The organism is Micromonospora palomenae, from assembly GCF_007829925.1.
GTDB lineage: Bacteria > Actinomycetota > Actinomycetes > Mycobacteriales > Micromonosporaceae > Micromonospora > Micromonospora purpureochromogenes.
The window spans coordinates 1-26,339 of record NZ_VIXA01000001.1 but is presented as its reverse complement, the minus strand read 5'-3'; the positions used below and the strand labels follow the sequence as shown (position 1 = coordinate 26,339).

The 26,339-nt window shown below is 74.3% G+C and carries 28 protein-coding genes; 12 read left to right on the top strand and 16 right to left on the bottom strand.

Going from position 1 to position 26,339, the window contains the following annotated elements:
• The first annotated feature begins 1 nt into the window (after position 1).
• Positions 2-181, top strand: coding sequence for a hypothetical protein (locus tag FHX75_RS00135; protein WP_179806561.1), 180 nt, complete (start codon positions 2-4; stop codon positions 179-181).
• Positions 182-196: 15 nt separating this feature from the next.
• Here FHX75_RS00135 and FHX75_RS00130 read toward each other — a convergent pair whose 3' ends face one another.
• Positions 197-577: an ArsC/Spx/MgsR family protein gene (locus tag FHX75_RS00130; RefSeq protein ID WP_154936063.1), complete on the bottom strand. Its 381-nt coding sequence runs from the start codon at positions 575-577 to the stop codon at positions 197-199.
• Positions 578-678: 101 nt separating this feature from the next.
• Between FHX75_RS00130 and FHX75_RS00125 the strand changes: the two genes are divergently transcribed.
• The 3 genes from FHX75_RS00125 to FHX75_RS00115 all read left to right on the top strand — a co-directional run bounded on the left by FHX75_RS00125 (position 679) and on the right by FHX75_RS00115 (position 3,338).
• Positions 679-1,401 carry a dienelactone hydrolase family protein gene (locus FHX75_RS00125; RefSeq protein WP_154936062.1) on the top strand — a complete coding sequence of 241 codons (723 nt, stop codon included), beginning with the start codon at positions 679-681 and terminating at the stop codon, positions 1,399-1,401.
• Positions 1,402-1,593: 192 nt separating this feature from the next.
• Positions 1,594-2,142 (top strand): DUF1062 domain-containing protein, encoded by a 549-nt coding sequence (locus FHX75_RS00120; RefSeq protein WP_154936061.1) that lies wholly within the window; start codon positions 1,594-1,596, stop codon positions 2,140-2,142.
• Positions 2,143-2,666: 524 nt separating this feature from the next.
• A complete protein-coding gene (locus FHX75_RS00115; protein WP_154936060.1) occupies positions 2,667-3,338 on the top strand; it encodes a C39 family peptidase in 672 nt (223 codons plus the stop codon).
• A gap of 73 nt (positions 3,339-3,411) precedes the next feature.
• On the opposite strand, the gene FHX75_RS00110 is transcribed toward FHX75_RS00115, so the two are convergent.
• Positions 3,412-4,068 carry a DedA family protein gene (locus FHX75_RS00110; RefSeq protein ID WP_154936059.1) on the bottom strand — a complete coding sequence of 219 codons (657 nt, stop codon included), beginning with the start codon at positions 4,066-4,068 and terminating at the stop codon, positions 3,412-3,414.
• A 125-nt stretch (positions 4,069-4,193) separates the two neighbouring features.
• Positions 4,194-4,553 carry a VOC family protein gene (locus tag FHX75_RS00105; RefSeq protein ID WP_154936058.1) on the bottom strand — a complete coding sequence of 120 codons (360 nt, stop codon included), beginning with the start codon at positions 4,551-4,553 and terminating at the stop codon, positions 4,194-4,196.
• A gap of 160 nt (positions 4,554-4,713) precedes the next feature.
• Here FHX75_RS00105 and FHX75_RS00100 point away from each other — a divergent pair, with 160 nt between their 5' ends.
• The gene (locus tag FHX75_RS00100) at positions 4,714-7,566 is read left to right on the top strand and encodes an aconitate hydratase (protein ID WP_154936057.1); all 2,853 of its coding nucleotides are present in this window, start codon (positions 4,714-4,716) and stop codon (positions 7,564-7,566) included.
• A 91-nt stretch (positions 7,567-7,657) separates the two neighbouring features.
• On the opposite strand, the gene FHX75_RS00095 is transcribed toward FHX75_RS00100, so the two are convergent.
• The 8 genes from FHX75_RS00095 to FHX75_RS00065 form a co-directional block, all read right to left on the bottom strand.
• Positions 7,658-8,260, bottom strand: a complete 603-nt coding sequence (locus FHX75_RS00095) for a GTP-binding protein (RefSeq protein WP_088961285.1) — start codon at positions 8,258-8,260, stop codon at positions 7,658-7,660.
• Positions 8,241-8,624 carry a DUF742 domain-containing protein gene (locus FHX75_RS00090; protein ID WP_154936056.1) on the bottom strand — a complete coding sequence of 128 codons (384 nt, stop codon included), beginning with the start codon at positions 8,622-8,624 and terminating at the stop codon, positions 8,241-8,243. Before FHX75_RS00090 ends, FHX75_RS00095 begins: the two co-directional genes overlap by 20 nt.
• 5 nt (positions 8,625-8,629) lie before the next feature.
• Positions 8,630-9,052, bottom strand: a complete 423-nt coding sequence (locus FHX75_RS00085; RefSeq protein ID WP_088961283.1) for a roadblock/LC7 domain-containing protein — start codon at positions 9,050-9,052, stop codon at positions 8,630-8,632.
• Between the two features lie 86 nt (positions 9,053-9,138).
• Positions 9,139-11,718 carry a sensor histidine kinase gene (locus FHX75_RS00080; protein ID WP_154936055.1) on the bottom strand — a complete coding sequence of 860 codons (2,580 nt, stop codon included), beginning with the start codon at positions 11,716-11,718 and terminating at the stop codon, positions 9,139-9,141.
• A gap of 91 nt (positions 11,719-11,809) precedes the next feature.
• Positions 11,810-13,423, bottom strand: a complete 1,614-nt coding sequence (locus FHX75_RS00075) for a prenyltransferase/squalene oxidase repeat-containing protein (RefSeq protein ID WP_246157467.1) — start codon at positions 13,421-13,423, stop codon at positions 11,810-11,812.
• Positions 13,420-14,322, bottom strand: a complete 903-nt coding sequence (locus FHX75_RS31330) for a terpene synthase family protein (protein WP_246157465.1) — start codon at positions 14,320-14,322, stop codon at positions 13,420-13,422. The genes FHX75_RS00075 and FHX75_RS31330 overlap by 4 nt, the downstream gene beginning before the upstream one ends.
• A 5-nt stretch (positions 14,323-14,327) precedes the next feature.
• Positions 14,328-15,710, bottom strand: a complete 1,383-nt coding sequence (locus tag FHX75_RS00070) for a cytochrome P450 (protein WP_154936053.1) — start codon at positions 15,708-15,710, stop codon at positions 14,328-14,330.
• Positions 15,711-15,891: 181 nt separating this feature from the next.
• Positions 15,892-16,812, bottom strand: a complete 921-nt coding sequence (locus FHX75_RS00065) for a GNAT family N-acetyltransferase (RefSeq protein ID WP_154936052.1) — start codon at positions 16,810-16,812, stop codon at positions 15,892-15,894.
• A gap of 84 nt (positions 16,813-16,896) precedes the next feature.
• Here FHX75_RS00065 and FHX75_RS00060 point away from each other — a divergent pair, with 84 nt between their 5' ends.
• Positions 16,897-17,145, top strand: a complete 249-nt coding sequence (locus FHX75_RS00060; RefSeq protein ID WP_154936051.1) for a DUF2630 family protein — start codon at positions 16,897-16,899, stop codon at positions 17,143-17,145.
• 81 nt (positions 17,146-17,226) lie between these two features.
• Here FHX75_RS00060 and FHX75_RS00055 read toward each other — a convergent pair whose 3' ends face one another.
• The 4 genes from FHX75_RS00055 to FHX75_RS00040 all read right to left on the bottom strand — a co-directional run bounded on the left by FHX75_RS00055 (position 17,227) and on the right by FHX75_RS00040 (position 20,415).
• The gene (locus FHX75_RS00055) at positions 17,227-18,156 is read right to left on the bottom strand and encodes a serine protein kinase RIO (RefSeq protein WP_154936050.1); all 930 of its coding nucleotides are present in this window, start codon (positions 18,154-18,156) and stop codon (positions 17,227-17,229) included.
• Between the two features lie 178 nt (positions 18,157-18,334).
• The gene (locus FHX75_RS00050) at positions 18,335-18,757 is read right to left on the bottom strand and encodes a DUF6086 family protein (protein ID WP_246157463.1); all 423 of its coding nucleotides are present in this window, start codon (positions 18,755-18,757) and stop codon (positions 18,335-18,337) included.
• An 80-nt stretch (positions 18,758-18,837) separates the two neighbouring features.
• A complete protein-coding gene (locus FHX75_RS00045; protein ID WP_154936049.1) occupies positions 18,838-19,482 on the bottom strand; it encodes an HAD family hydrolase in 645 nt (214 codons plus the stop codon).
• 60 nt (positions 19,483-19,542) lie between these two features.
• A complete protein-coding gene (locus FHX75_RS00040; RefSeq protein WP_154936048.1) occupies positions 19,543-20,415 on the bottom strand; it encodes a carbon-nitrogen hydrolase family protein in 873 nt (290 codons plus the stop codon).
• 105 nt (positions 20,416-20,520) lie between these two features.
• Between FHX75_RS00040 and FHX75_RS00035 the strand changes: the two genes are divergently transcribed.
• The 6 genes from FHX75_RS00035 (at position 20,521) to mug (ending at position 24,941) form a co-directional block, all read left to right on the top strand.
• Positions 20,521-21,093, top strand: coding sequence for a TetR/AcrR family transcriptional regulator (locus tag FHX75_RS00035; RefSeq protein ID WP_154936047.1), 573 nt, complete (start codon positions 20,521-20,523; stop codon positions 21,091-21,093).
• Positions 21,094-21,201: 108 nt separating this feature from the next.
• The gene (locus FHX75_RS00030) at positions 21,202-22,116 is read left to right on the top strand and encodes a TIGR04222 domain-containing membrane protein (protein WP_154938611.1); all 915 of its coding nucleotides are present in this window, start codon (positions 21,202-21,204) and stop codon (positions 22,114-22,116) included.
• Positions 22,113-22,931 (top strand): MbnB/TglH/ChrH family RiPP precursor modification enzyme, encoded by an 819-nt coding sequence (locus FHX75_RS00025; RefSeq protein ID WP_154936046.1) that lies wholly within the window; start codon positions 22,113-22,115, stop codon positions 22,929-22,931. Before FHX75_RS00030 ends, FHX75_RS00025 begins: the two co-directional genes overlap by 4 nt.
• Positions 22,928-23,401, top strand: a complete 474-nt coding sequence (locus FHX75_RS00020; protein WP_154936045.1) for an SCO6045 C-terminal-like domain-containing protein — start codon at positions 22,928-22,930, stop codon at positions 23,399-23,401. Before FHX75_RS00025 ends, FHX75_RS00020 begins: the two co-directional genes overlap by 4 nt.
• A 47-nt stretch (positions 23,402-23,448) precedes the next feature.
• Positions 23,449-24,210, top strand: coding sequence for an SDR family oxidoreductase (locus tag FHX75_RS00015; RefSeq protein ID WP_154936044.1), 762 nt, complete (start codon positions 23,449-23,451; stop codon positions 24,208-24,210).
• Between the two features lie 167 nt (positions 24,211-24,377).
• Positions 24,378-24,941, top strand: coding sequence for a G/U mismatch-specific DNA glycosylase (gene mug / locus FHX75_RS00010; RefSeq protein WP_246157461.1), 564 nt, complete (start codon positions 24,378-24,380; stop codon positions 24,939-24,941).
• A 32-nt stretch (positions 24,942-24,973) separates the two neighbouring features.
• On the opposite strand, the gene FHX75_RS00005 is transcribed toward mug, so the two are convergent.
• A partial coding sequence (locus tag FHX75_RS00005) for an ABC transporter ATP-binding protein (RefSeq protein WP_154936042.1) occupies positions 24,974-26,339 on the bottom strand: 1,366 nt, incomplete at its 5' end.

Sequence of the window (26,339 nt, the reverse complement as noted above, 5' to 3'; positions counted from 1 at the left end):
GATGCGGTGGTGGAAGGTACTCGGTCTGGCCGGCCTGGCCGGCGTCGCGGCGTCCGGCGTGGTCATCGCCCGCGCCGAGCGGCGCCGCCGGTCGTACACGCCGGAGGAGATCCGGGACCGGCTGCGCGAGCGGCACGCGCAGGCCGCGGGGAACGGCACGCCAGCCGGCGAGCAGGCCTGACCCGGCGGGCGCGGCTCAGCGCTCGGGCTCGGCCCCGGCGCGGCGCAGCGCCTCGTCGAGCGCTCCGGGGGTACGCCCGAGCACCGCGCTGCCGTCGTCGAGCAGCAGGATCGGCCGCTGGATGAGCTCCGGATGCGCCACCATCGCCTCGATCCAGCGGGGCTCGGTGGCGTCGTCGCGGGGCCAGTCGGCCATGCCCCGCGCCACCGCGGCCGGCTCCCCGGTGCGGCAGATGTCCCACGCGCGCGCCTCGAGCCGGCGCAGCACCTCGGTCAACTCGGCCACGCTCGGCGGCTGCTCCAGGTACGCCCGCAGCCGGTACGGCACCCGCGCCTCGTCGAGGGTGGTGCGGGCGCAGGTGGACTTCGAGCAGGACGGGTTGTGCCAGATCTCCATGACCGACATGGTGACAGACCACCTGCCGACCTGTCCCAATTCATCCATAGTGGATGGTGGACGGGGCATCGGAGCAGGGGCTTGGCGGCTACCATCCCGGCATGGCGACGCCCTTCGACCGGACACCGTTCGTCCTGTCCCCGCCGGCCGCCCCCGTCGACCGGCACGGCCAGGTGGACCTGCACCTGCCGGCGGGTGACGGACCCCGGCCCGCCGTGGTGCTGGTCCACGGCGCACCGCTGCCACCCGGCGCGTCCGATCCGCGCGACTGGCTCCTCTACCGCGGATACGGTGCCCTCCTGGCCGAGCAGGGCCTCGTCGCCGCGGTCGTCAGCTACCGGGTGGACGAGCTGACGGGCTTCCCGGCCGCGGCCGAGGACGTCGCGGCGGCCGTCGCGCAGGTCCGCGCCGATCCCCGGGTCGACGCCGACCGGCTGGTGCTCTGGTTCTTCTCCGGCGGCGGCCTGCTGCTGGGCGACTGGCTGCGCGCCGCGCCGTCGTGGCTGCGCGGGCTGGTCGGCACCTATCCGCTGCTGGAGCCGCTGCCCGGTTGGGAGGTCGAGGCCCGGTTCCACCCGGTCGACGCCGTGGCGTCCGCCGGCGACCTGCCGATCCTGCTGGTCCGGGCGGGTCGGGACATGCCGCCGGTGCTGGCCGGGATCGAGGCGTTCACCTCGGCGGCGGCGGCGAGTGGCCGTTCCGTGCGGGTCCTCGACGTACCCGACGGACGGCACGGCTTCGACGCACTGGACCACACCGATCAGTCCCGGGACGCCGTGCGCGCGGCCCGCGACGCGGTGGTCGCGCTGCTGCGCGACGCCTAGCGCCGGGGCGCTCGAAACCGGTGGCGCGGCGCCGCGGTGCGCCGTTACCGTGCTGCCGAACCACGTCGTCCAGTCGAAGGACGTGCCGTTGTACACCCTGTGAGACCTCCCGAGCGCTGATCTGTCGCGCGTCGCGCATGTGCGCCGCGCTCCTTCTTGCTGCGGACTTCTCACTGAAATCGGTGTACTTCTGTGCTCGAAAACTGGATAGTCGTGCCCACCTGCCTGCCGCTCATTCGCCGCCGATGCCACGCGTGCGCGTCCGAGCGCTTCCGGGCGAGCGGCAAATTTCGCGTCAACGCCAACCACAAGCTCCTCGACGCCTGGCTCCTCGCGCTCTGCACCGCTTGCGGGGAGACTACGAAGCTCGCGGTCCTGGAACGGATGACCGTCCGCTCCATCCGACCTGAGCTGCTTGACCGGCTGCATGACAACGACCCTGGCCTGACAGCTGAGCTGCTCCAGGATCCGGTCGTGCAGCGCCGTAACCGCATCGCCCTCGACTGGGACGACGCCTGGCGCCTCGTCACCGGCGGATCGGATCACCTGGACCGCGAGGTGGTCGACGTCTCGGTCCGCTTTGCGGCGCGGATCCCTGTCCGGCCGGTGCGACTGATCGCTGACGGTTGCGGTCTCTCGCGGGCCGAGGTCGAGAGACTGATAACGGAGGGGAAGGTCGTTTCGGCGGTCCGGCTGAGCGGCAAGCTCTCCGGCGACTTCACCTTCACGCTGAAGCGCTGAACCCTCCTCGGGCTCACGGGCCTGTCCGGCATGATCCGCCGGACAGGCCCGGCCGGCCGGATCGGCGTGGGCGGTGGGGGCCGGTGGTCGACCGCCGACACCTCGACCGAGGTCGTCACCCGCTCCTCCGGATCGGCGCCGGATGTCCGGATTCGGGGGGCGCTCGCGTGCCTGAATGTCGGGTTTGCCCTGCGGTGTCGGGTGGTCGGGGCAGGCCGGGTGGTGGAATGGTCGGCGGGGCGGGGTCGTTGTACATGGCATACGGCGCTTGGCCCCCCGGCCGGACGGTGAACCGGCAAGTCAGGCCCGGTGGAATGCCGGCCCGCACCGGTTGGTTACATCCCCCGGCACCATGGGCCTCGGGCCTGTGGAATGCGCAGCCCGCCGGGCTGGTTACATCCCCCCGGACACCCGAGCAGAGCCCCTTTGTGCGGCCGCCGGGCATCCCCCTTCTTTGACTTCCTTTCACGCGCAGCCGTCCCCCGGCGGTGTGTGCGTGTCCCCCGATCGAAAGGTGCACCCTCATGCGTACCGATCTGATCCGCAAGACCGTTCTGACCGCTGCCGGCATCGCCGCGACCGCCGGTGGGATCGCCGGCCCGGCCCTCGCCGCGCACGCCGCCCCCACCCAGGGCGCCACCGCCTCGATGCAGACCGACCGGGGCAACGACCGTAAGCCGCACGGCGAGCGGGAGCTCAACGTGCGCTACGAGGCCCAGCCGAACTTCTACTACTGCGGCCCCTCGGCCACCCGCAACGCCCTGTCCGTGCAGGGCAAGGACATCGACGTCGACGCCGTGGCCAAGGAAATGGGCACCACCGAGGCCGGCACCAACAGCATCAACGACATCACCCCGGTACTGAACAAGGAGACCGGCAAGAAGGTCTACCGCTCGGTCGAGATCCGCGACAGCAAGGCCGACCGCAAGCAGACCGACAAGCTGCGCGCCGACGTCATCCGCACCATCGACGACGGCCGGGCCGTGGTCGCCAACATCGCCGGCACCGCCACCGACACCGACGGCACCACCCACTCCTTCGAAGGCGGGCACTACATCAGCGTCATCGGCTACCGCGACGGCGGCAAGACCGTCACCATCGCCGACTCGGCCAACCCCGACCAGGCCTCCTACCGGATGAGCATCGACAACCTCGCCGACTGGATCGCCACCCGCGGCTACTCCACCGCCTCCTGACCCACCGCACCACCGACAAGGGCCGGCCCCACCCGGGGCCGGCCCTTTCGTCGTCTCTGGTGGTGGCGGCGGGTCAGCCGTCGCGGCCGGCCCGGACCGGCTCGGCCGGCTCCGACGCGGGCTCCTGGTCCAGCTGCCGGGCCCGGCGCCGCAGCCACCAGGTGCTGCCCAGCCCGGCGAGTACCGCGAGCACCAGGCCCGCCCAGGAGATGTCCTTGAGCCAGTGCTCGGCGGCCCGGCCGACGGTGTAGAGCAGGTACGTCGTGCCGAAGGCCCAGACCAGCCCGCCGGCCGCGTTGGCGACCAGGAACCGGCGGTACGGCACGTGCAGCGCGCCCGCGAGGGGCCCGGCCAGGATCCGCAGCAGCGCGACGAACCGGCCGAAGAAGACCGCCCAGACGCCGTGCCGGGCGAAGCTCTGCTCGGCCCGGGCGAGCTGCGCGGGGCCGAGGTGTCGGGGGAAGCGCCGCCCCAACCGGGCCAGCAGCGGACGGCCGCCGCGCCGGCCCACCGCGTACCCGATGGAGTCGCCGACGATGGCGCCGAACGCCGCGGCGCAGGCCACCCACTCCGGCTCGACCACCCCGGCGGCGGCCAGCAGGGCGGAGCTGACCAGCACGATCTCGCCGGGGAGCGGGACACCCATGCTCTCGACACCGATCACCCCGGCGACGATCAGATAGACCGCGACCGGGGGCAGCGCGGAGAGCCAGTGCTGTACGTCGACCACCCGCCACCCCTTCCGATCCGACCCCGAACCCTACCCGCGCCGCCGCGGCCGGGTGGGGTGCTCGGCGGCTCGACCGTCCCGCTCACCCCCGTCGGAGCGGGACGGCCGGTGCGGATCGGCGGCGGTCAGCCGGTGATCGGGGCGACGAACTCCAGCCGGTTGCCGTGCGGGTCCTCGGTGTGGAACCGCCGCATCCCGGGCAGCTCGTCGTCACCCCAGGTGACCGGGTGTCCGGCGGCGGCCAGCCGGGCGGCGAGGTCGTCCAGGTCGGGGCGGAGCAGGGCCGGGTGCGCCTTGCGGGCGGGGCGGAAGCCGTCCTCGACGCCCAGGTGCAGCTCCGCGCCGTACCCGGTGAACCAGCAACCACCGCGGGCGGCGAGGGCCGGCGGTTTGGGCTTCTCGACCAGGCCGAGCAGGCCGGCGTAGAAGGCCCGGGAGGCCTCCTCGGAGCCGCGTGGGCAGGCGAGCAGGACGTGATGGATCATGGTGGCACCTCCTCGTCCCGAACCCTGGCACGAGGTTGCGCGAATAGCAAGACGGACGTACGGTTTTGTTGACGACGAGAATCGGCGGTAAGTGTCACCTAACCTGGGCGGCGCTCCGACCGGTGCGACAGACTGCTCAGGACTACTCACGGTCGCTGGTGTGAAGGAGTACGACGTGGCGAGCCTCGACACCTTCGGTGCGAAGACCCAGCTACGCGTCGGAGACGCGAGCTACGAGATTTTCAGGATTGACAAGGTGGAGGGCCACGACCGGCTGCCCTACAGCTTGAAGGTCCTGCTGGAGAACCTGCTGCGGACCGAGGACGGCGCGAACATCACCGCCGACCACATCCGCCAGCTCGGCGGCTGGGACCCGACCGCCGACCCCAGCGTGGAGATCCAGTTCACCCCGGCGCGGGTGCTCATGCAGGACTTCACCGGCGTGCCCTGCGTCGTGGACCTGGCCACCATGCGGGAGGCCGTCCGCGACCTCGGCGGCGACGCCACCAAGGTCAACCCGCTCGCCCCGGCCGAGCTGGTCATCGACCACTCCGTCATCGCCGACCTGTTCGGCCGCGAGGACGCCTTCGCGCGCAACGTCGAGCTGGAGTACGAGCGCAACAAGGAGCGCTACCAGTTCCTGCGCTGGGGCCAGACCGCGTTCAACGAGTTCAAGGTCGTCCCGCCGGGCACCGGCATCGTGCACCAGGTCAACATCGAGTACCTGGCCCGCACGGTGATGGAGCGCAACGGCCAGGCGTACCCGGACACCGTGGTCGGCACCGACTCGCACACCACCATGGTCAACGGCCTGGGCGTGCTGGGCTGGGGCGTCGGCGGCATCGAGGCCGAGGCCGCGATGCTCGGCCAGCCGGTCAGCATGCTGATCCCGCGGGTCGTCGGCTTCAAGCTGCACGGCGAGATGCCGGCCGGCACCACCGCCACCGACCTGGTGCTGACCATCACCGAGATGCTGCGCAAGCACGGCGTGGTCGGCAAGTTCGTCGAGTTCTACGGCCCCGGCGTCAGCGCCGTGCCGCTGGCCAACCGGGCCACCATCGGCAACATGTCCCCGGAGTACGGCTCGACCGTGGCGATCTTCCCGATCGACGCCGAGACCGTTCGCTACCTGGAGCTGACCGGACGCGACCCGCAGCAGGTCGCGCTCGTCGAGGCGTACGCCAAGGAGCAGGGCCTCTGGCACGACCCGGAGCGCGAGCCGGAGTACTCCGAGCGGCTGGAGCTGGACCTCTCCACCATCGAGCCGTCGCTGGCCGGCCCGAAGCGCCCGCAGGACCGAGTGCCGCTGGGCAGCGCCAAGACGCTGTTCCGCTCCGCGCTGACCGACTACGTCGCCGACGACTCCGCCGGTGAGCGTGACCTCAAGCCGGGCGTCGCCCGCGAGCAGCTGCCGCGCGGCGCCAACGGCCCGGCCGACGAGGCCAGCGCCGAGTCCTTCCCGGCCAGCGACCCGCCGGCCAACGAGTTCAGCGACCCGGCCGACGAGCCGCGCGACCTGGAGACCGCCGCGGCCGGCGCCGGCGGGCGCGCCACCAACCCGGTCCGGGTGACCAGCGCCGACGGCGTCGAGTACGAGCTGGACCACGGCGCCGTGGTGATCGCCGCCATCACCTCCTGCACCAACACCTCCAACCCGCAGGTGATGATCGGCGCGGCGCTGCTCGCCCGCAACGCGGTCGACAAGGGCCTCACCCGCAAGCCGTGGGTGAAGACCACCCTGGCGCCGGGCTCCAAGGTCGTCATGGACTACTACGACCGCGCCGGCCTCACGCCCTACCTGGACAAGCTCGGCTTCAACCTGGTCGGCTACGGCTGCACCACCTGCATCGGCAACTCCGGCCCGCTGCCGGAGGAGGTCTCCGCCGCGGTCAACGAGGGCGACCTCGCCGTCGTCTCGGTGCTGTCCGGCAACCGGAACTTCGAGGGCCGGATCAACCCGGACGTCAAGATGAACTACCTGGCGTCCCCGCCGCTGGTGGTCGCGTACGCGCTGGCCGGCACGATGGACATCGACCTGGCCAACGAGCCGCTCGGCGAGGACAGCGAGGGCAACCCCGTCTTCCTGCGCGACATCTGGCCGAACAGCGCCGAGATCCAGGACGTCATCGCCCAGGCGATCGGCGCCACCGGCTTCAGCGCCGCGTACGCCGACGTCTTCGCCGGCGACGAGCGCTGGCAGTCGCTGCCCACCCCGACCGGTGACACCTTCGCCTGGGCGGGCGATTCCACCTACGTCCGCAAGCCCCCGTACTTCGAGGGCATGCAGCGGGAGCCGAAGGCCGTCGTGGACATCAGCGACGCCCGGGTGCTGGCCAAGCTGGGTGACTCGGTGACCACCGACCACATCTCCCCGGCCGGCTCGATCAAGGCCGACTCCCCCGCCGGCAAGTACCTCGCCGAGCACGGCGTGCCGCGCCACGAGTTCAACTCGTACGGCTCGCGCCGGGGCAACCACGAGGTGATGATCCGGGGCACCTTCGCCAACATCCGGCTGCGCAACCAGCTGGTCCCGGGCGTCGAGGGCGGCTTCACGGTCAACCACCTGACCGGCGAGCAGACCTCGATCTACGACGCCTCGATGGCGTACCAGGAGGCGGGCGTCCCGCTGGTCATCCTGGCCGGCAAGGAGTACGGCTCCGGTTCGTCGCGCGACTGGGCGGCCAAGGGCACCATGCTGCTCGGCGTCAAGGCGGTCATCGCCGAGTCGTACGAGCGGATCCACCGCTCCAACCTGATCGGCATGGGCGTGCTGCCGCTGCAGTTCCCGGTGGACACCACCGCGGAGTCGCTCGGCCTCACCGGCACGGAGACCTTCTCCATCACCGGCGTGACCGCGCTCAACGACGGCGACACCCCGCGCACGGTGCAGGTCACCACCGACACCGGCGTGGAGTTCGACGCCGTGGTCCGGATCGACACCCCGGGCGAGGCGGACTACTACCGGCACGGCGGCATCCTGCAGTACGTGCTGCGCCGGATGATCGCGAGCTGACGTACCACGACGACAGGGCCCCTTCCCGCGCTGGCGGGGAGGGGCCCTGTGTCGTCGGTGCGGGTGCCCGGCGCTCGCGGCGCGGGGGCGGTCAGTCCTCCCGGCGGCGGGCCTCCCGGGTCTTCATGGCGTGCTCCATGAGCGTGACCAGCACGTCCCGGCTGGACTCCCGCTGCCGGGCGTCGCAGAGCAGCACCGGCACGCCCGGGTCCAGGTTGAGCGCCGCCTGCACCTCGTCCAACTGGTAGCGCCGGGCGTCCTCGAAGCAGTTCACCGCCACCACGAACGGGGTGCCCCGCTCCTCGAAGTAGTCGATCGAGGGGAAGCAGTCCGCCAGCCGGCGGGTGTCCGCCAGCACCACCGCCCCGATCGCGCCCAGGGCCAGCTCGTCCCAGACGAACCAGAACCGGTCCTGGCCGGGGGTGCCGAAGAGGTAGAGCACCAGGTCGTCGCTGATGGTGATCCGGCCGAAGTCCATCGCCACCGTGGTGGTGGTCTTGTCCTCCACACCGGACAGGTCGTCGACCCCGATGCCGGTCTCGGTCAGCACCTCCTCGGTGCGCAGCGGCCTGGTCTCGCTCACCGAGCCGACCATGGTGGTCTTGCCCGCGCCGAAGCCGCCGGCGATCAGGATCTTGATCGCGGTGGGCAGCGGCGGCGCTCCCGCCGGCCGGTCAGAGTGCCCGTAGTCCATTGATCACCGCCTCGAAGACGCTTTCGTCAGGTAGGCCGGCGCTGCCGCGCGGCGGCCGCACCATCACCAGTTCGCGGGCCATCAGGTCGCCCAGGAGGACCCGGACGGTCCCCACCGGCAGGTCCAGATGGGCGGCGACCTCCGCCACGGACTGCATCCGCTGGCAGAGCGCGACGATCGCCAGGTGCTCCGGGCCCAGCCCGGACTCCGCGCCGGCATCCGCGCGGGTCGCCGTCACCAGGGAGATGAGGTCGAACGTGCCGGTGACCGGGCGGGCCCGGCCGCGGGTGACCGCGTACGGCCGGACCACCGGCCCGGCGTGGTCGTCCACCCACCTGTCCTCGGAACCGCCCTCGACCCTCATCGCCGCTACTTCCCGCCGGCCGGCTGGTCGAGCCCCCGGGTCGGCGACGCGACGAACTTGCCCACCCGGGTCACCAGCATCGCCATCTCGTAGGCGATCAGACCGACGTCGGCGTCCTCGGCGGCGAGCACCGCCAGGCAGGCGTTGCGCCCGGCCGCCGTCACGAACAGGAACGACGACTGCATCTCGATGATGGTCTGCTGGACCTGCCCGCCGCCGAATCGCTTGCCCGCGCCCCGGGCCAGGCTCTGGATCCCGGCCGCCATCGCCGCCAGGTGCTCACCGTCGTCCCGGCTCAGCCCCCTCGACGAGGCCATCAGCAGGCCGTCGGAGGAGAGCGCCACGGCGTGTTCGGCCTGCTTGACCCGACCGACCAGATCGTCCAGCAGCCACGTCAGGTCGGCACTCGAAGCCGTCTTCTGCCCCACTCGTCGTCCTCTTCTCCCCCGGCTGGTGTCGCCGTACGTCGGTGTTGCCGTGCCCCGTCGCGCGGTTGCTTCTCCTCGCGCCGCCGTCAGGTCGCCTGACCGTCCCCGTTCTCCGGCCCGTTGCCGGACCGCGCCCCGGTGGCGGCGCCTCCCAGCAGGCGGGCGGCATCGGTCCGGCCACGCCGGGTGCCCGTCTGGTAGGAGCTCATCATCTTGCGCACCTGCTCCGGCACGCGCGCCGCCTGCTCGTCGGGCTCGTCGTCGGTCGCCGCCTGCTCAGCGCGCAGCTCCGGCACGATGTTGGCCTGCCGTACCCGCACCGGCAGGCCGGAATCCGTCACCCGGCCGTCCGCGCCGGCCGGCGTCCGGTCGTCCGTGCCGGCGGGCGTCCGGTCGTCCGCGCCGGCGGGCGTCCGGTCGTCCGTGCCGGCGGGCGCCCGGTCCTCGGTGGTCGCTTCCGGCACGGCCGCGTCGACCGGCGTCGGGACGGCCACGGGCCGCTGCGGCGCGGCGGTCCGGGCCACGGTGGTCGGCAGGCCGGTCGGCACGGTGGGAGCGGTCAGAGCACCCTGTCCCGCCCCGGTCCGGGACCGGGTGGGCAGCCCCGACGTGGACGGCGACGGTGCGGTCCCGGCCCGGACCGGCAGCGCCGGAGTGCTCACCGGATCGCCGTCCGCGGCGGTGTCGCTGCCTGCCGCCGGCGCCCCGGCCGGCGTGCTCTCGGCGGCGGCGACCGGCGGCACCGACCCGGTACCGACCGGGAAGCCGCCGGAGGTGTTCGCGTCCTGGCCGGTCTCCACCAGGTCGAGGGGGATCAGCACGATGGCGGTGGTGCCGCCGTACGCGGACTCCTTGAGCTGCACCTTCACCCCGTGCCGCTCGGTCAGCCGGCTGACCACGTAGAGGCCCAGGCGGGACGCGTTGGCCAGGTTCAGCTCGGAGCGGTCCGCGATGCGGTCGTTGGCGGCGGCCAGGTCCTCCTCGGTCATGCCGAGGCCGCGGTCCTCGATCTCGAGGGCGAAGCCGTTGGCGACCAGCTGGCCCCGCACCTCCACCGAGGTGTGCGGCGGGGAGAAGGCGAGCCCGTTCTCGATCAGCTCGGCCAGCAGGTGGATCACGTCACCGACCGCCCGACCGGCGAGCGAGACGGGCCCCAGCGGCAGCACGTTGACCCGGGTGTAGTCCTCGACCTCAGCGACCGCGCCGCGCACCACGTCCACCATGGGCACGTTGCGTCGCCAGGCACGGCCCGGGGTCGACCCGGAGAGCACGATCAGGTTCTCGGCGTTGCGCCGCATCCGGGTGGCCAGGTGGTCCACCCGGAACAGGTCCTCCAGCTCCTCCGCGTCCTGCTCGCGGCGCTCCATCGCGTCGAGCAGGGTGAGCTGGCGATGGACCAGGGCCTGGGTGCGCCGGGCCAGGCTGAGGAAGACCTCGCGGACGTTGCGGCGCAGCTCGGCCTGCTCGACCGCGGTCCGCACGGCGGTCTCCTGCACCACGTTGAACGCCTTGCCGACCTGGCCGATCTCGTCGTCGCCGAACTCCAGCGGTGGCGCCTCGGTGGCGACGTCGACCTGCTCGCCGTGCCCGAGCCGCTCCACGACGCCGGGCAGCCGCTCGTTGGCCAGCCGGAAGGCGGCCTCGCGCAGTCGTTCGAGCTGCCGGACCAGGGCGCGGGCGGTGGTGATCGAGACGATCACCGAGGCGATGACGGCGATCAGGCCGAGGCCGGCGGCGAGCACCATCCGGACGATCACCCAGATCGCCACCGGGGTGGCCCGGTCGACCAGCGCGTCGCCGCTGGCCAGCACCGTGGCCTCCTGCTCCTGCAGTGCCGGGGCGATGGCGGCCTGCCAGTCGTCGGCCTCGACGGGCAGTGGCGCGTTGGGGCGGCCGTCCCGGACCAGCCGGTCCTCCATCGACCGCAGCCGGACGAAGGACTGCCCGTCGGTCATCCGCACGTAGCGTTCGCGGTCGGCGTCGGGCAGCTCGGCCAGCGCCTCGCCGGCGAGGAACCGTTGCGCGCCGACCAGGTGGGCGAACTGGGCGTACTCCCGGTCGCTGATCCGGCCGGCGGCGGCCACCCCGGCGAAGAGGGCGTCCTCCTGGGACATCAGCTCCCGCACCCGGACCAGCTGGGTGAGCGTGGCGGTGTCCTTGGCGATCTGCTCGTCGTCCAGTTTGCCGAGGGAGGCGTACACCCGGAACAGCGAGTCGAGCACCCCGGTGTACGAGTCGACGGCGCCGGCCCGGTCGACGGCGCGGGTGGCCACTGCGTCCCGCACCGCGCCCAGGGCGTCCAGCCGGGTGACCACCTCGTCGATCCGCTCCACCAGCTCGTCGCTGGAGGCGAGCCGGGCCCGCGAGCTGCGGGCCGACTCGGCGAAGTCGGCGGCCCGCTCCTCGCTGCGCCGGCGCTGCTCGCGCAGCTGCTCCGCCTGCTCCTGGCTCGGGCGGCCGAGGTAGGCCGCCGACATCCGGCGTTCCCGCTGGAGTTCGGTGAGCAGCGACTCACTCGGCTCGGCGACCTGCGCGTCGAGCGTCTGCACGCCGAGCACGTTGAGACCGTCGCGCAGGGTCACCCAGGCCGCGAAAGCCCAGAGCGCGGCCAGCGAGACCAGCAGGGCCACAACCTTGGTGCGCAGACTTGCACTGCGGGAACCCATCACACCCGTCCCTCGCCGGTCCTGATTCACGTTTCGGATCGGCCGAATAGCGCGACCCCGGCCCCGGCGCACGCTAGCAGTGTCCGGAAGTTCACTCAAGCAGTGCAGACCAGGGGTCTGTCGGGGTATGGGCGCCATCGCGCAGTCGGTCGCCCGCCGCCTTGCGCGCGGCGATCACGGCCGCCCGTACGATCTGTCCAGGATGGTACAGGTCCTTGTCGTGCCACAGTGGAGGGCGGTCGCCTTCATCGTCCATAACGGACAGTCGGCCGGCCGCTGCCGCCACGGCCGCGTCGAGCGAGGGCGAGGGCCGCCCCGCCAGGACCGCGAGCAGGCCGTACGCGGTCTCCTCCGCCGTGCCGGCCCATCGCCCCCAGGAGCCGTCCGGCTGCTGACTGCCGAGCACCCAGCCGACCGCCCGCTCCACCGCCGGCCGGGCCGACGGACCGCCGTGGTCGCGCAGGGCGAGCACCGCGCAGCAGGTGGCGTAGTAGGGCGAGGCGTGCCAGCGGTCGGACCACCGGCCGTCGGCCTCCTGCCGGTCGAGCAGCCAGCCGGTGAGCCGGCGCACCACCCCCGCCGCCCGGGGGCCACCGTCGCCGAGTTGCCGGCCCAGCGCCTCCAGCACGTGCGCGTTGGTGGTCACCGACGCGCCGTTCTCCCCCTGCCAGGTGCAGAAGTGCTCCCCGGTGTCGTACCCGGCCAGGCACGCCGGGTCGGCCGGCTGGCCCAGCCGCGCCAGCGCGTACAGGGTGACCGCGGTGGTGTCGGCGTCGGTGGGCAGGCCCGGCCCGGTGGCGGCGCCGTCCGGGCCGAGCGCGGCCCGCAGCTCGGCGAGGATCCCGGCCGGCACCGACAGGGGTACGCCGACCCGGGCCAGGGTGGCGAGCACCCAGGAGCGTTCGAAGACGGTGATCGGGGTGGCGCAGGGCACCGGGCCCCCGTGGCCGGCGATCGACTGGCCCAGGTAGTCCACGCTGGCTGGTGGGCTCCCGTCGGGGCCGCCGAGCCAGGCGGCGGTGGCGGCCGGGGAGGCGCCGACCGCGCCCGACCCGGTGGGGGTCACCGTGGGCAGCCGCCGCGCCGCCGGGCCGAGCACCTCCAGCGCGTGCAACAGCTTCGGCGGCATCGGACGGCCGGACCGGGCGAGCAGGCGTACCCGGTCGAGGCGCTGCGAGTCCATGCCGGCCGGCAGCGGCGGCGGGCCGGCGGGGCGCCGGTCGGCGAGCGCCGCCGGCGGCTCGGCCAGCCGGTCGCCGATCCGCTCGACCAGCGCCGGGACGATCAGGTCAGCGGCCGGCAGGTCCGGCACGGGATACGTCGCCGGGCCGGCCGCCCGGTCGTACAGCAGGCGCAGCGCCCGGTCCACGGCGTTGCGCACGCCGTCGTGGGACCAGCCGACGGGGGCGTCCCGCTCCAGCGCGGCGAGCAGCCCCTCGACGGCGCTCAGCGTGGGCACCAGGGCGTAGCCCTCCGGCCCGCCCCAGCCGCCGTCCGGACGCTGCCCGGCGAGCAGGAAGCGGATCCGCTCGGCGTGCTGCGGCAGCCAGGGCGCCAGGGAGACCAGCCGGCCGGTCTCGTACGGCGACGCCGACGTACGGCCCGCCGGACGGACGGTCAGCCCGGCGACCAGCTCGCCCGCCGCCATCGCGTACCCGGGATCCTCCGGCGGTGCGGCGTCCCGGGCCAGCGCCTCCGTGCTCACGCCACCCCCCAGAAGTCGGTCGACCGGTAGAAGCCGCTGGTGTAGCCGAGCTGCCGGGTCAGGTAGGCCGCCTCCCGGGGGCAGTCGGCGCGCAGCTCGTCGAGGAGGTCGGTGGCCCGCGCGAGAAGGCCGGTCAGCTCCCGCTCGACCACGGCCCGGTCCTCGACCAGCATGATTGCGTTGAGGTCGCCCCAGCGCAGGTCCCGCTCGTAGGTGGCCAGGTCGTTGACCAGCCGCAGGGCGCGTTGCACCGCGTCGCTGGCGGCGACCAGCCGATCGAGCCGGTCGGGTGCGTCCGGGTCGCCGGTGGAGATCCAGTGCCCCACGTTCACCACCGTGCAGGCCAGGTTGTCGGCGTTGGCCAGGTAGTCGGCGAGCGACGGCAGCGGCAGCCGGCCGTCGCGGCCGGCCGTGCGCCAGTGCCATTCCCGCCGCATCGCCTCCAGCGTCCGGCGCACCGCCTCCCGCCACGCCCCGCCCAGCGTCGCGAAGGCCGGCGCGGCGGCCAGGTCGGCGCGGAACTCGGCGAGGAACCGGCCCAGCGGGTCGTCCACCGTCGCGGGCGCCCCGGCGGCGACCGCGAGCTGCCGGCGCACCAGCTGGTCGACTTCGGCGGCGGAGGTGGCCAGGTGGTCCACCTGCCAGTCCAGCGCGAACCCCCAGAGCACCGCCCGGTTGGTCAAGCGCAGCTCGGCGGCGTCGCACTCGGGGGCGCTGAACGCGATGGCCAGGGCGACGCTGCTGGCCAGGGCCGCGTCGAAGGGCCCGGCGGCGAAGAGGGCCGGATGGGCGGCCAGGCAGCGTTGCAGGTCCCGCTGGCCCTGCGCGGCGAGGGCGCAGATCCGTCCGTGCCCGGCGGCCTCCCGCAGCTCGTCGATCGCCCGTACGTCAGGTGCCACGGTCGTCAGGCCAGGGCCGGTTGTCGGTGCGGGGTGAGCATCAGCGGCACCGGCCCCCCGGCGCGCAGGGACGCGGCGAGCTGCGGTGCCGGCATCCCGGGCTCGCAGAGCCGGTACCGGAACCGGCTGAACAGGGTCGCCAGGATCAGCGTCGCCTCCAGCTGGAACAGGTACTGCCCGATGCACTGGTGGGCGCCGCCGCCGAACGGGAAGTAGGCGTAGCGGTGCGCGCGCCGGGGCGCGTCGGGGGCGAAGCGCTCCGGGTCGAAGACCTCCGGGCGGTCCCAGAACCGGGCCAGCCGCTGGGTGACGTAGGGGCTGAGGGCGATCGTCGCGCCGGCGGAGATCCGGGTGCCGCCGATGACGTCGTCGGCTACCGCCGTCCGCGGGACCAGCCAGCCCGACGGATAGGCGCGGAGCAGCTCGTCCAGCACCATCCGGGTGTAGCGCAGCTCGCCGACCTGCTCCCGGGTGACCACGTCGCCGGGGCCGACCACCCGGTCGATCTCCTCGTAGAGCCGGGCGGCGACGTCGGGCACCTGCTCCAGCAGCGGGAAGAGCCAGGTGAGCACCGTGTACGTGGTCTCGGTGGTGGTGGCGAAGGTGGACACCACGTCGTCGCGGACCCGCCGCTCGTCCAGCTTGTTGCCGTCGGCGTCCCTGGCCCGGGCCAGCGCGGCGAGGATGTCGTCGCCGCCCTCGGGGTTGGCGCGCTCGGCGCGGACCAGCGGGAGCAGGATCTCGTCGATGTTCCGCACGGCCCGACGGAAGGCCCGGTCGCCGGGCATCGGCACGGCGTCCGGCAGGAACGGGGCGAGCAGCCGGAACCGCAGCGCGGTCGCGACGGTGTTCTGCTCGACGACCACCCGCCTGGCGTCGGCAGTGTCGATCTTGGCGCCGAAGAAGACCCGGCTGACGGCCGCGCAGATGATCCGGGAGACCTCGGCGGCCGCGTCGACCGGCGTGCCGTCGCGCGCCGGGCCGGCCAGCTCGGCCACGGCGTCGCTGATCGCCCGGCTCATGTCGGCCACGGCGGCGTCGAGCCGCTTCGGGGTGAAGTGCGGCTGGAGCCGCCGCCGGCTCGCCTCCCACTTCGGACCCTCCGAGAGAATGCCGTCGCCGCCCAGCTTCCGGACCGACCGCCACAGCATGCTGTCGCCGGCCCGGGTGTAGTTCGCGGCGTTGTCCCGCAGCACGTGCTGGACGTGCGCCGGCTCGGTGACCAGGTACGGCCGGATGGTGCCCAGGTTCAGCCGGACGACCTGCCCGGGCGTCGCGTCGGCGAGGCCGACCAGGGTGCCCAGCGGGTCGCGGAGCAGCTTGGGCAACGTGCGACGCAGGGTGGCGACGTGCGGCTTGCGGTGAACCGGGGCGGTCGACTCAGTCATGGCTCACCTGCACGGGCCCTCCTCCGGTGCCGCACCGCCTCGCGCTGCGTGGTGCCGTGGTGATGGCGCGTGACGATTGCGGTGAGCATGTCACTGATGAAAAGGCTTTTCCAGATTTTGCGTCCGGAGAAATTCTCACAGTCAACGAAGGCCGTCCACTGTGCACGGTCCTTACCGGACGTCAGCCCGGCAGATCGCGCAGGTAGCGCCACTCGGCGGCCACCGGCCGGTAACCTAATCCGCGGTTCAGCGTGAGCATCGGCACATTGCCGGCGTCGTTGCTGGTGTACGCGTACCGTAGCCCGGCCGCCCGGGCGCGGCTCAGCGAGCGGTGCTTGACCGCGCGGGCCAGCCCCCGGCCCCGGTGCCCGCGCCGGGTGCCGGTCATCCCCGACCGGTAGCGGGTCCGGCCGTCGGTGAGCGCGAAGCCGAACGCGAGCACCTCCCCGTCCCGGACGGCCACCGTGGTCAGGTCCCGGTCCAGGTCGGGGCGCTCCCAGTAGGCGGTCCGCCAGTCGGCGTAGCTGATCTCGTCCATCGTCACCTCGCCCGGCTCGTCCCGGGAGGCGTCGAGGTCGGCCAGGTAGAGCGGGTGCGGGTCGGGCAGCTCGGCCGCGGCGAGCAGCCGCACCCCGGCCGGCAGCGCCGGGGCCGACGGCAGCTCCGCCTCGGCCAGGTCCAGCAGCAGGAACTCGGCCCGCCGTCCGCGCCGGTAGCCGCGCCGCTCGGCGAAGCCGGTGCTGGCCGGATCGTCGGCCACCTGCGCGTACGCGGCCACCGCCCCCAGCTCGGCGAGCCGCCGCTCGGCGGCGACGAGCAGCGCGGTGCCCGCACCCCCGCCACGCCGCTGCGGGTGCACCGAGAGGTTGGCGAAGCCCAGCCCCGGATCCGCGCTCTCGTGCAGCAGCCCGGTCCGCGCCGCCCCGACCACCGTCCCGGCGCTCTCGGCGACCAGCACGCCGAACCGCTCGACGGCCGGCGCGCCGGTGAGGCGCCAACTCAGCCACTCCTCGGTCATCATCTGGTACGGCGCGGCGGCGGCCAGCACCTCGGCGACCGCCGGCACGTCGGCGGGACGCAGCGGGCGTACGACAGGGGCCATGGTGGGGGAACCTACCCCGACGCGGCGCCGTCCGGGGGGTGCGAATCCGGGCGCGCCGGGGCGCCCTGTGCCAGGCTCAGGGGCATGGACGACACCACCATCCTGAACCGGATCTCGGAACTCGTCGACGAGGAGCACCGGCTGCGCTCCGCGGCGCAGGCCAACGAGTCCGGCACCGACGACGAGGCGCGCGAGCGGCTGCGCGCGTTGGAGGAGTCCCTGGACCAGTGCTGGGACCTGCTGCGCCGCCGCCGGGCGGCCCGACGGGCGCACGGCGACCCGGAAGCCCAGGGCGAGCGCCCGATCCCGGAGGTCGAGCGCTACCTCCAGTAGCGCGGCCCGCCGGGCGGCGACCCCGGCGGACGAGGCGGGTACGCCCCGGACGGCCACCGGACCGTCCGGGGCGTACCCGGATCAGCGGATCCCCGCCTCGCGCAGCAGCAGACCGGTCAGCTCGGCCGGGTCGACCTCGGCCGCCGGCATTCCCCGCGCGGCGAACCAGGCGCCCACCACCTTCACGTCCCGGGCCAGGAACTCCGGCCCTTGCGGATTGGCCACCACGTCGACCACCTGCGGCAGGTCGATCATGACGAGACGCCCCCGGTGCACCAGCAGGTTGTACGGCGACAGGTCGCCGTGGGCGTACCCGGCGCGGGCCAGCACGACCAGCGCGTCCACCATCTGCTCCCACAGCGAGCGCAGCTCGCCCGCCTCGGGGCGCAGCTGGGCCAGCCGGGGCGCCGCCGCGCCCTCGTCGGCGTCGCCGACGAACTCCAGCATCAGCTCGGTGCCGATCAACTGGACCGGGTAGGGCACGGCGATCCGCCCGGAGTCCGCGCCGATCTCCCAGAGCCGGCTGAGGGCGGCGAACTCGGCCGCGGCCCACTGCCCGGCGATCATCTGCCGGCCGAACGCGGTACGCCCGGCCATCGCCCGGTTCTCCCGGGACCGCCGCACCCGGCGCCCCTCCAGGTAGCCGGCATCGCGGTGGAAGAGCCGGTGCTGGGCGTCCCGGTAGCGCTTGACGGCCAGCAGGCAGGACCGGTCGGTGTCCGGCACCGCGCGGCGGACGAGGTGGACGTCCGCCTCCTTGCCGGTCTTGAGCACACCGAGCTCGGTGTCCCGGGCGGCCAGCTCGGTGACCAGCCACTCGGGGTGAGGTTCGGGGCCGTGGACGGCCTCGTCCCAGGAGGACCAGCGGTCCTCGGGCTCGGGCTCGTCGTCGGGCTCGACGAGGGCCGGCTCGACGTGCCGGCCGTGCTTCAGGAAGTGTGGTTCGTCGTCGTCGAAGCGGCTCTTGCCGCGGCCACGGCGCTGCGGCGCCGGGAGGTCGTGTTCGCGCACGGAAGTGGTGATCCCTTGATCGAGGCTGATGGAGGCAGGTGGAACGACCCTGCAAAGACGGCCATGACCGACCTCCTTCTCCTCGACCGGGCTCGACCCGGCTGCGCACCCGCGCGGCCCCATGCTGGCCGACGCCCGATCCGGCGGCAACCGAATTACCGGACCCGGTGGCACCCGTTCAGTGGGGCATCGCCCGGGCGTGACTCTCGGCCAGGCCCACGAGGCGCTGCCGGTCGCCGTCTGGGTCGAACGCGTCGCGATTGAGCGAGACATCCTGGTTGTCCCGTGCGATCGGCCGCCCGAGCGCCGCCACGTCACGGCCGCTGCGCTGGACCATCACGAGCGCGGCGGGGAGGTATCCCACAAGCATCGCCGTGAGGATGGGGTGGTTCGTCGACAGGTACCGCGCGGTCAGCACGTCGACGAACGCCGCGAAGGTGTCCGGGTCGATCTCGTACTCGTCCCGTCCGGTGTCCGGCCCGACGCCTGACGGACATCCGGCGACCGGCACCATCGCTTCGGTCATGCGGGCGAACAGCTGCGCGACGGTGTGGGACGGATTCCACAACACGAGATCGCCGACCTGGAAGTACTGACTCACCGCGCCATGATTCCAGGCCGGACAGGTGCCGTGGCACCTGATCGCGGCCGACCACCGTCCGATGCTTCTCGAACCCGCTCTCAGGCGGCGAGCACCGTGGCGACGGCGGCGATCAGCGAGTCGACGGTGCGGGTCGGGGCGAACCGGTTGTCCGGCCAGGTACGCCCCCGGTGCAGCCAGACGCTGGGCAGGCCGACGGCGGCGGCCCCGCCGATGTCCGCCTCCGGGCTGTCCCCCACCACCCACGCCCCGCGCAGCGGCATCCGGGCCCGCTGGGCGGCGAGCGCGAAGATCCTCGGATTGGGCTTGCTGACCCCGGCCTCCTCCGAGATCACCCAGTCGGCGACGTACCGGTCCAGCCCGGTCCCCCGGATCTTGGCGTCCTGCTGGCGGACCGAGCCGTTGGTGACCACCACCGGCACCCAGCCGGCGTCGTCGGCGATCCGCAGCGCGCAGGCGACCAACGGGTCGAGGCGGGTGTTCGCCACCACCCCGTCGTGCAGCTCCTCGACCAGGTCGATGGAGGGGATGCGCAGCGCGTACCGGTCGCGGATGGCGTCGGCGACGTCCCACCGGTCGGTGAGCCCGTCGGCGTCGATGGAGAGCAGCCAGTCGATGTCGGTGTGAGGCGCGCCGATGCTGTCCAGGAACCGCTCACCCCAGGCGCGGAACGGACCCGCCCGGTCGAGCAGGGTGTTGTCCAGATCGAGCAGGAGCAGCGGCACGCGGGCACCTTACGGGAGAGGGGGTCGCCGTCGACAGGGCCGGGCGGTCGGCGACGTCCGTCAGGCCGGCAGCGCCGTTCGGGGGAGCCCCTGGTCGGCGGGCCGGTCGGCGAGCATCGAGTGGGCCGAGCGGGTGGCCGCCAGCGCGGCCGGGTCCAGGGTGGCGACCAGCACGGCCTCACCGTCGTCGGCGCCGCGCACCAGCGGCCGCCCCTCCGGGTCGTAGACCGCCGCGCCACCGTTGAACCGCCACGGGTCGGCACCCCCGACGGCGTTGGCGAAGACGACGTACATGGTGTTGTCCAGGGCCCGGGCGGCGTAGTAGAGGTCGCGCCGGTGCGCCGACCCGGCGAGGTAGCCGCTCGGGCAGAGGTAGCCGTGCGCGCCGTCGGCCGCGGCGGCCCGGGCGTGCTCCGGGAAGCACCCGTCGTAGCAGATGCCCAGCCCGAGCCGCCAGTCGTCGACCAGCAGGGTGGCGCCCCGCCGGCCGGCGTCGAACAGCTCCCGCTCGCCGCCCCAGAGCTGCTGCTTGTCGTACCCGACCCGGATCGCGCCGGTCGGGTCGGCGACCAGGGCGGAGATGGTCCGGCGGCCGTCCGGGTGGCGGACCGCGGCGCCGACGACCAGGGTGATCCCGTTGTCGCGGGCGGCGGCCCGCAGCGGGTCGAGCCGGGGGTCGTCGACCGCGCCGTCACCGGTCGCGGCCACGTCCGTGCCGGCCGGATCGGCGGCCAGCGTCGGCGGATGGTACGCCGGCAGGAACAGCTCCGGCAGCACAGCGACCCGGGCGCCGGCACCGGCGGCCCGGGCGGCCAGGCCGGCGGCGACCCGCGCGTTGCCGGGCACGTCGCCGGGGACCGGGTCGGCCTGCACGGCGGCGACGGTCAGTGGGGCGGACGGAAGGGGGGCGGAGGCGACCGGGGGCGTCGTCACCCGCCGATCCTAACCGGATCGCCCGCGCCGGCTCGTCCCACCACGCAAGATCCCAAGCCGTACGTACGGTTTGCGTAACGCAGGGTCAGCTGGAACGATCGACCCGTGCCCAGAGTAAGTCAGGACCAGCTCGACGCGCGCCGACAGGAGATCCTCGCCGCGGCGCGGGCCTGTTTCGCCCGGCACGGCTACGAGGGAGCCACCGTGCGCCGGCTGGAGGAGGCCACCGGGCTGTCCCGGGGCGCCATCTTCCACCACTTCCGGGACAAGGACTCGCTCTTCCTCGCCGTGGCCGAGGACGACGCGGCGGCCATGGTGGAGACCGTGGCCCGCAACGGCCTCGTCCAGGTCATGCGGGACCTGCTGGCCCGGGCGATCTCCCCCGACACCACCGGCTGGCTGGGCAGCCAGCTGGAGGTCTCCCGCCGGCTGCGCACCGACCCGGCGTTCGCCCGCCGCTGGGCCGAGCGCTCGGCCGCCATCGCCGAGGCCACCCGGGACCGGCTGGTCCGGCAGCGGGAGGCCGGGGTGCTGCGCGAGGACGTCCCGATCGACGTGCTGGCCCAGTTCCTGGAGCTGGCGTACGACGGCCTGGTGCTGCACCTGGCGATGGGCCGACCGGCCGGCGACCTGGGCCCGGTGCTGGACCTGGTCGAGGAGGCCGTGCGCCGGCGCTGACCGCCGGACGTATCGGCTTGGTAACTCGCCCCGCACGGCGGTCGGCGCGTGGCGGCCCTGCTCCACAATGAGGCCGCGGTCCCCTCGCGTGACAGGAGCAGAGCCATGATGCTGGCGGCCGACACCTGGGGCATTTCCGGCCCGACGTTCCTCCGGTTCTATCTGCTGGCGGCCCTGGTGGTCGTCGTCGGCTCGATCGTCTACCGGTCCCGGATCCTCGCCGGGCAGCCGGCGGCCGGGGCCGGCCAGCTCGGGCCGCAGCAGGTCGCGTACCTCAACGGCGGCGACCAGCTCGCCATCTGGACGGCGCTCGGCGGCCTGCGCGGCTGCGGCGCGGTCGGGGTGGGTCCCGACCGGCGCCTCGCCACCGGCGGTCCCCTGCCCAGCGGCGTCACCCCGCTGGACCAGGCGGTCCACCACGCCGCCCGCAACCACCTGCACACCCGGGAGCTGGCCCGCGACCAGCGGGTGTCCCGCGCCCTCACCGAGCTGCGCGAGGGCCTGCAGCGGCAGGGCCTGGCGCTGCACCCCGAGCAGCGCGCCACGGCCCGGCGCGGCGCGTGGCTGGTGCTCGCCCTGATGGCGCTCGGCGCGGCCCGGATCGCCGCCGGGCTGGCCAACGACCGACCGGTCGGCTTCCTGCTGCTCGCCGTCCTCGCCCTGATCGTCCCGCTGGTGCTGCTCGCCCGGGTGCCGTGGCGGACCCGGGCGGCCGACGCCGCGCTGCGCGAGCTGCGCCGGAGCAACATCCACCTCTCCCCCGCGTCCGCACCCGCCTACGCCACCTACGGCGCGGCCGGGGCGGCCATGGGGGTCGCTCTGTTCGGCACCGCCTCGCTCTGGGCCCTGGACCCGGGCTTCGCCGAGCAGGCGGAGATCCAGCGGCAGGCGTTCAACAGCAGCGGTGGCACCGGCGGCAGCTCCTGCGGTGGTGGCGGCGGCGGCAGCTCCTGCGGTGGCGGCGGCGGCAGCTCCTGCGGTGGCGGCGGCGGCTGCGGCGGCGGCGGTGGGTGCGGCGGATGACCGGACCGAGCGGGGTGGGCATCGGCTGGCGGCCGGAGATCGCCGGGTTCGTCGCCGAGCTGCCCGGGCTGCGCTTCGTCGAGGTGGTGGCCGAGTCGGTCCCGTCGACCGGCCCGCTCCCGCCGGGGCTGGGCGAGCTGCGCGGGCGCGACGTCACGGTCGTACCGCACGGGGTGCGGCTCTCCCTCGGCGGCGCGGAACCGGTCGACCCGGCCCGGGTGGCCCACCTGGCCCGGGTCGCGGAACTCCTCGACGCGCCGCTGGTCAGCGAGCACATCGCGTTCGTCCGGGCCGGCGGCCTGGAGGCCGGCCACCTGCTGCCGCTGCCGCGCACCCGGGAGGCGGTGGCCGCGGTGGTGGCCAACGTCCGGCGGGCGCAGGCGCAGCTGCCGGTGCCGATCGCGCTGGAGCCGATCGCCGCGCTCTTCGACTGGCCCGACGACGAGCTGGACGAGGCGGACTTCCTCACCGAGATCCTGGACGCCACCGGGGCGACGCTGCTGCTCGACGTCGCCAACGTTCACGCCAACGCCCGCAACCGGGGCGGCGACGCGCTCGCCCTGCTCGACCGGCTCCCGCTGGACCGGGTCGCCTACGTGCACGTGGCCGGCGGTGCCGAGCGGGGCGGTTTCTACCACGACACGCACACCGACCCGGTGCCGCCGGAGGTGCTCGACCTGGTCGGCGCGCTCTGCGCCCGCCGCCGGCCCCCGGCGCTGCTGCTGGAACGCGACGGGCACTACCCGCCCGCGCCCGCCCTGCGGGCCGAGCTGGACGCGCTCGCCGCCGCCTCCGGATTCCCGGTGGTCACGTGAGCGACCGGACGGCCCCCGGTCCGCCCGGCGGCGAACTGGCTGCCCGGCAGGCGGCGCTGGTGGCGGCGCTGGTCGCCGGGGCGCCGCTGCCGGCCGGCTTCGCGCCCGGGCCGGTGCGGGCCGCCCGGATCGCCCTGCTCGGCAAGCGGGCCGGCGAGGTGGCCCGGCACTGGCCGCTGCTCGCCGCCGCCCTCGACGACGCCTGGTGGGACACCTTCCGCGAGTGGGCGGCCGACCGCCCCACCAACGGTTCGCTGCGCGACGGCTGGGACCTGGCCCGCACGCTGCGCGAGCGGGGCACGCTGCCCCCGCTCGGCGCGGAGGAGCTGGTCGCCCGCGAGGCGGGCAGCCGCTACGACGGGCACCACCCGCCGCGACCTCGCCGGCTGCCGGCCGTCGCCCGCGCCGGCGGCGCCGTCGCGGTGCAGCTCGCCGGTCGGGTACGCCTGCTGCGCCCCGCCCGGCGCTGACCGCCCACCCGGTGTGGCCGGTAGGCGGGTACGGCAGGATCGGCGGTATGGATCTCGGACTCACCGACCGGGTGTACGTGCTGACCGGCGCCTCCCGCGGCCTGGGCTTCGCCACCGCCGAGTGCCTCGTGGCCGACGGCGCGCGGGTGGTCCTCTCGGCCCGCGCCCCGGAGCGCGTCGCCGAGGCCGTCGAGCGGCTCGGCGGTCCCGGGCACGCCATCGGGCTCACCGCCGACCTGGCCGACCCGGAGACGCCGCAGCGGCTCGTGGTGGCGGCGTGGGAGCACTTCGGCCGGCTGGACGGCGCGCTGGTCTCGGTCGGCGGCCCGCCCCGCGGCACCGCCGCCCAGGCGACCGACGAGCAGTGGCGGCAGTCCTTCGAGACGGTCTTCCTCGGCAGCGTCCGCGCCGCCCGTACGGTGGCCGGCGCGCTCACCGACGGCGGTGCGATCGGGCTGGTGCTCTCCACCTCGGCCCGCGGCCCGGTGCCGGGCCTCGGCATCTCCAACGGCCTGCGCCCCGGCCTGGCCGGGGTGGCCAAGGACATGGCCGACGAGTACGGCCCGCGCGGCGTGCGGGTGCTCGGCCTGCTGCCCGGACGGATCATGACCGACCGCAACCGGGAACTCCTCGCCGCCACCGGGGACGCCGAGGCGGCCCGGGCCGAGGCAGAGGCCGGCATCCCGCTGCGGCGCATCGGTGGCCCGGCGGAGTTCGGCCGGGTCGCCGCGTTCCTGCTCTCCCCCGCCGCGAGCTACGTCACCGGGGTCACCGTGCCGGTCGACGGCGGCGCGCTGCGCGGCCTGTGAGCCCCGCCGACCGCTCCGACGATCCGGCCGGTGCCCGGCCGGGTCGGCCGGCTGCCCGGGCCGGATCCGGGCCACGGGGCTCCCAGTCCGGCCGACGGCCGGGGCCGACGTCCGGTCGGCCGCCCACCGGTGCGCAGCCGGACGAAATGCCAAGGGCCTCCGGTGCGATGCGGGGGGCCTCCGGCGCGGGACGGCCGACGAAGGACGAGCTGGCCGCAGCGGCCGACCGGACCATTCCGGACCTGATCGCGCCCGGGCTGGACGTGCTCTTCGTCGGCATCAACCCCGGGCTCTGGTCGGCGGCCACCGGCTGGCACTTCGCCCGACCCGGCAACCGCTTCTGGCCGGCGCTGCACCGGGGCGGCTTCACCCCGCGCCAGCTGCACCCGAGCGAACAGGCCCAGCTCCCCGGCCTCGGCCTGGGCATCACCAACATGGTGGCCCGGGCCAGCGCCCGCGCCGACGAGCTGACCCCGGCGGAGCTGGTGACCGGGGCGGAGATCCTGACCGGCAAGGTCGCCCACTACCGGCCGGCCTGGGTGGCGGTGGTCGGGGTGACGGCGTACCGGATCGGGTTCGCCCGGCCGAAGGCCGGTTTCGGCCCGCAGCCGGAGACGCTGGCCGGGGCCCGGCTCTGGGTGCTGCCCAACCCGAGCGGCCTGAACGCGCACTTCACCCCGGAGACGCTCGGGGCGGCCTTCGGGGAGCTGCGGGCGGCCACCGCCGGCTAGTTGGCCGCCGCCGGCTAGTTGGACGCCGCCGGCTAGTTGGACGCCGCTGGCGGCAGCGCCTCCTGGGCGACGTACGTGCCCAGCGGCACCGTGGTGATCACCGGCTCGGGCTCCGTCGCCGCGTACGGCGCCGGCGAGTCGGCGACCGCGAACTGGGTGCGGTACAGCTCGGCGTAGAGCCCGCCGACCGCGACCAGCTCCTCGTGCCGGCCCCGCTCCACGATCCGGCCGTCGTCGAGGACCAGGATCTGGTCGGCGTCGCGGACGGTGGAGAGCCGGTGCGCGATGACCAGCGCGGTACGCCCGGTCAGCGCGACCGCCAGCGCCCGCTGCACCGCGGCCTCGCTCTCCGAGTCCAGGTGGGCGGTGGCCTCGTCGAGAATCACGATCGACGGCGCCTTGAGCAGCAGCCGGGCGATGGCGATGCGCTGCTTCTCGCCGCCGGAGAAGCGGTAGCCGCGCTCACCGACCATCGTCTCCAGCCCCTCGGGCAGCGCCCGGACCAGGTCGGCGACCTGCGCGCCGGCCAGCGCCGCCCAGATCTCGTCGTCGGTGGCGTCCGGCTTGGCGTAGCGCAGGTTCTCGGCGATCGTCTCGTGGAACAGGTGCGAGTCCTGCGTGACCACGCCGATCTCGTCGCGCAGCGAGGCGAGGGTGGCGTCGCGGACGTCCACGCCGCCGACCCGCACCTCGCCGTCGGTGACGTCGTAGATCCGGGAGATCAGCATGGACAGCGTCGACTTGCCGGCGCCGGAGGGCCCGACCAGGGCCACCATCTGACCCGGCTCGACGGCGAACGACACGCCCTTGAGCACCGGCTCGTTGACCGTGCGGTCCAGGGTCGCGACCTCCTCCAGCGAGGCCAGCGACACCTCGGCGGCGGCCGGGTAGCGGAACCGCACGTCGCGGAACTCGACCCGCCCGTTGCCGCGCGGCACCGGCACCGCGTCCGGCTTCTCCTCGATGCCGGGGCGCAGGTCCAGCACCTCGAAGACCCGGTCGAAGGAGACCAGCGCGCTCATCACGTCCACCCGGACGTTGGACAGCGCGGTCAGCGGGCCGTAGAGGCGGGTGAGCAGCAGCGCGAGGGTGACCACCGTGCCGGCGCTGACCGCGCCGGTGACCGCGAGCCAGCCGCCGAGCCCGTAGGTCAGCGCCTGGGCCAGCGAGGCGACCAGCAGCATCGCCACGAAGAACGTCCGCGAGTACATGGCCGACTGGATGCCGATGTCGCGGACCCGCTCGGCCCGGCCGGCGAAGCGGCGGGCCTCGATCTCGGGCGAGCCGAAGAGCTTGACCAGCAGCGCCCCGGCCACGCCGAACCGCTCGGTCATCGTCGCGTTCATCTTGGCGTCGAGGTTGTACGACTCCCGGGTGATCTCGGCCAGCCGCTTCCCG

Coding starts and splice junctions, on each gene's coding strand:
- FHX75_RS00135 (WP_179806561.1), top strand. CDS start 2: ATGCGGTGGTGGAAGGTACTCGGTCTGGCCGGCCTGGCCGGCGTCGCG.
- FHX75_RS00130 (WP_154936063.1), bottom strand. CDS start 577: ATGGAGATCTGGCACAACCCGTCCTGCTCGAAGTCCACCTGCGCCCGC.
- FHX75_RS00125 (WP_154936062.1), top strand. CDS start 679: ATGGCGACGCCCTTCGACCGGACACCGTTCGTCCTGTCCCCGCCGGCC.
- FHX75_RS00115 (WP_154936060.1), top strand. CDS start 2,667: ATGCGTACCGATCTGATCCGCAAGACCGTTCTGACCGCTGCCGGCATC.
- FHX75_RS00105 (WP_154936058.1), bottom strand. CDS start 4,553: ATGATCCATCACGTCCTGCTCGCCTGCCCACGCGGCTCCGAGGAGGCC.
- FHX75_RS00095 (WP_088961285.1), bottom strand. CDS start 8,260: ATGGACTACGGGCACTCTGACCGGCCGGCGGGAGCGCCGCCGCTGCCC.
- FHX75_RS00090 (WP_154936056.1), bottom strand. CDS start 8,624: ATGAGGGTCGAGGGCGGTTCCGAGGACAGGTGGGTGGACGACCACGCC.
- FHX75_RS00080 (WP_154936055.1), bottom strand. CDS start 11,718: ATGGGTTCCCGCAGTGCAAGTCTGCGCACCAAGGTTGTGGCCCTGCTG.
- FHX75_RS00070 (WP_154936053.1), bottom strand. CDS start 15,710: ATGACTGAGTCGACCGCCCCGGTTCACCGCAAGCCGCACGTCGCCACC.
- FHX75_RS00065 (WP_154936052.1), bottom strand. CDS start 16,812: ATGGCCCCTGTCGTACGCCCGCTGCGTCCCGCCGACGTGCCGGCGGTC.
- FHX75_RS00060 (WP_154936051.1), top strand. CDS start 16,897: ATGGACGACACCACCATCCTGAACCGGATCTCGGAACTCGTCGACGAG.
- FHX75_RS00030 (WP_154938611.1), top strand. CDS start 21,202: ATGCTGGCGGCCGACACCTGGGGCATTTCCGGCCCGACGTTCCTCCGG.
- FHX75_RS00025 (WP_154936046.1), top strand. CDS start 22,113: ATGACCGGACCGAGCGGGGTGGGCATCGGCTGGCGGCCGGAGATCGCC.
- FHX75_RS00015 (WP_154936044.1), top strand. CDS start 23,449: ATGGATCTCGGACTCACCGACCGGGTGTACGTGCTGACCGGCGCCTCC.
- mug (WP_246157461.1), top strand. CDS start 24,378: ATGCGGGGGGCCTCCGGCGCGGGACGGCCGACGAAGGACGAGCTGGCC.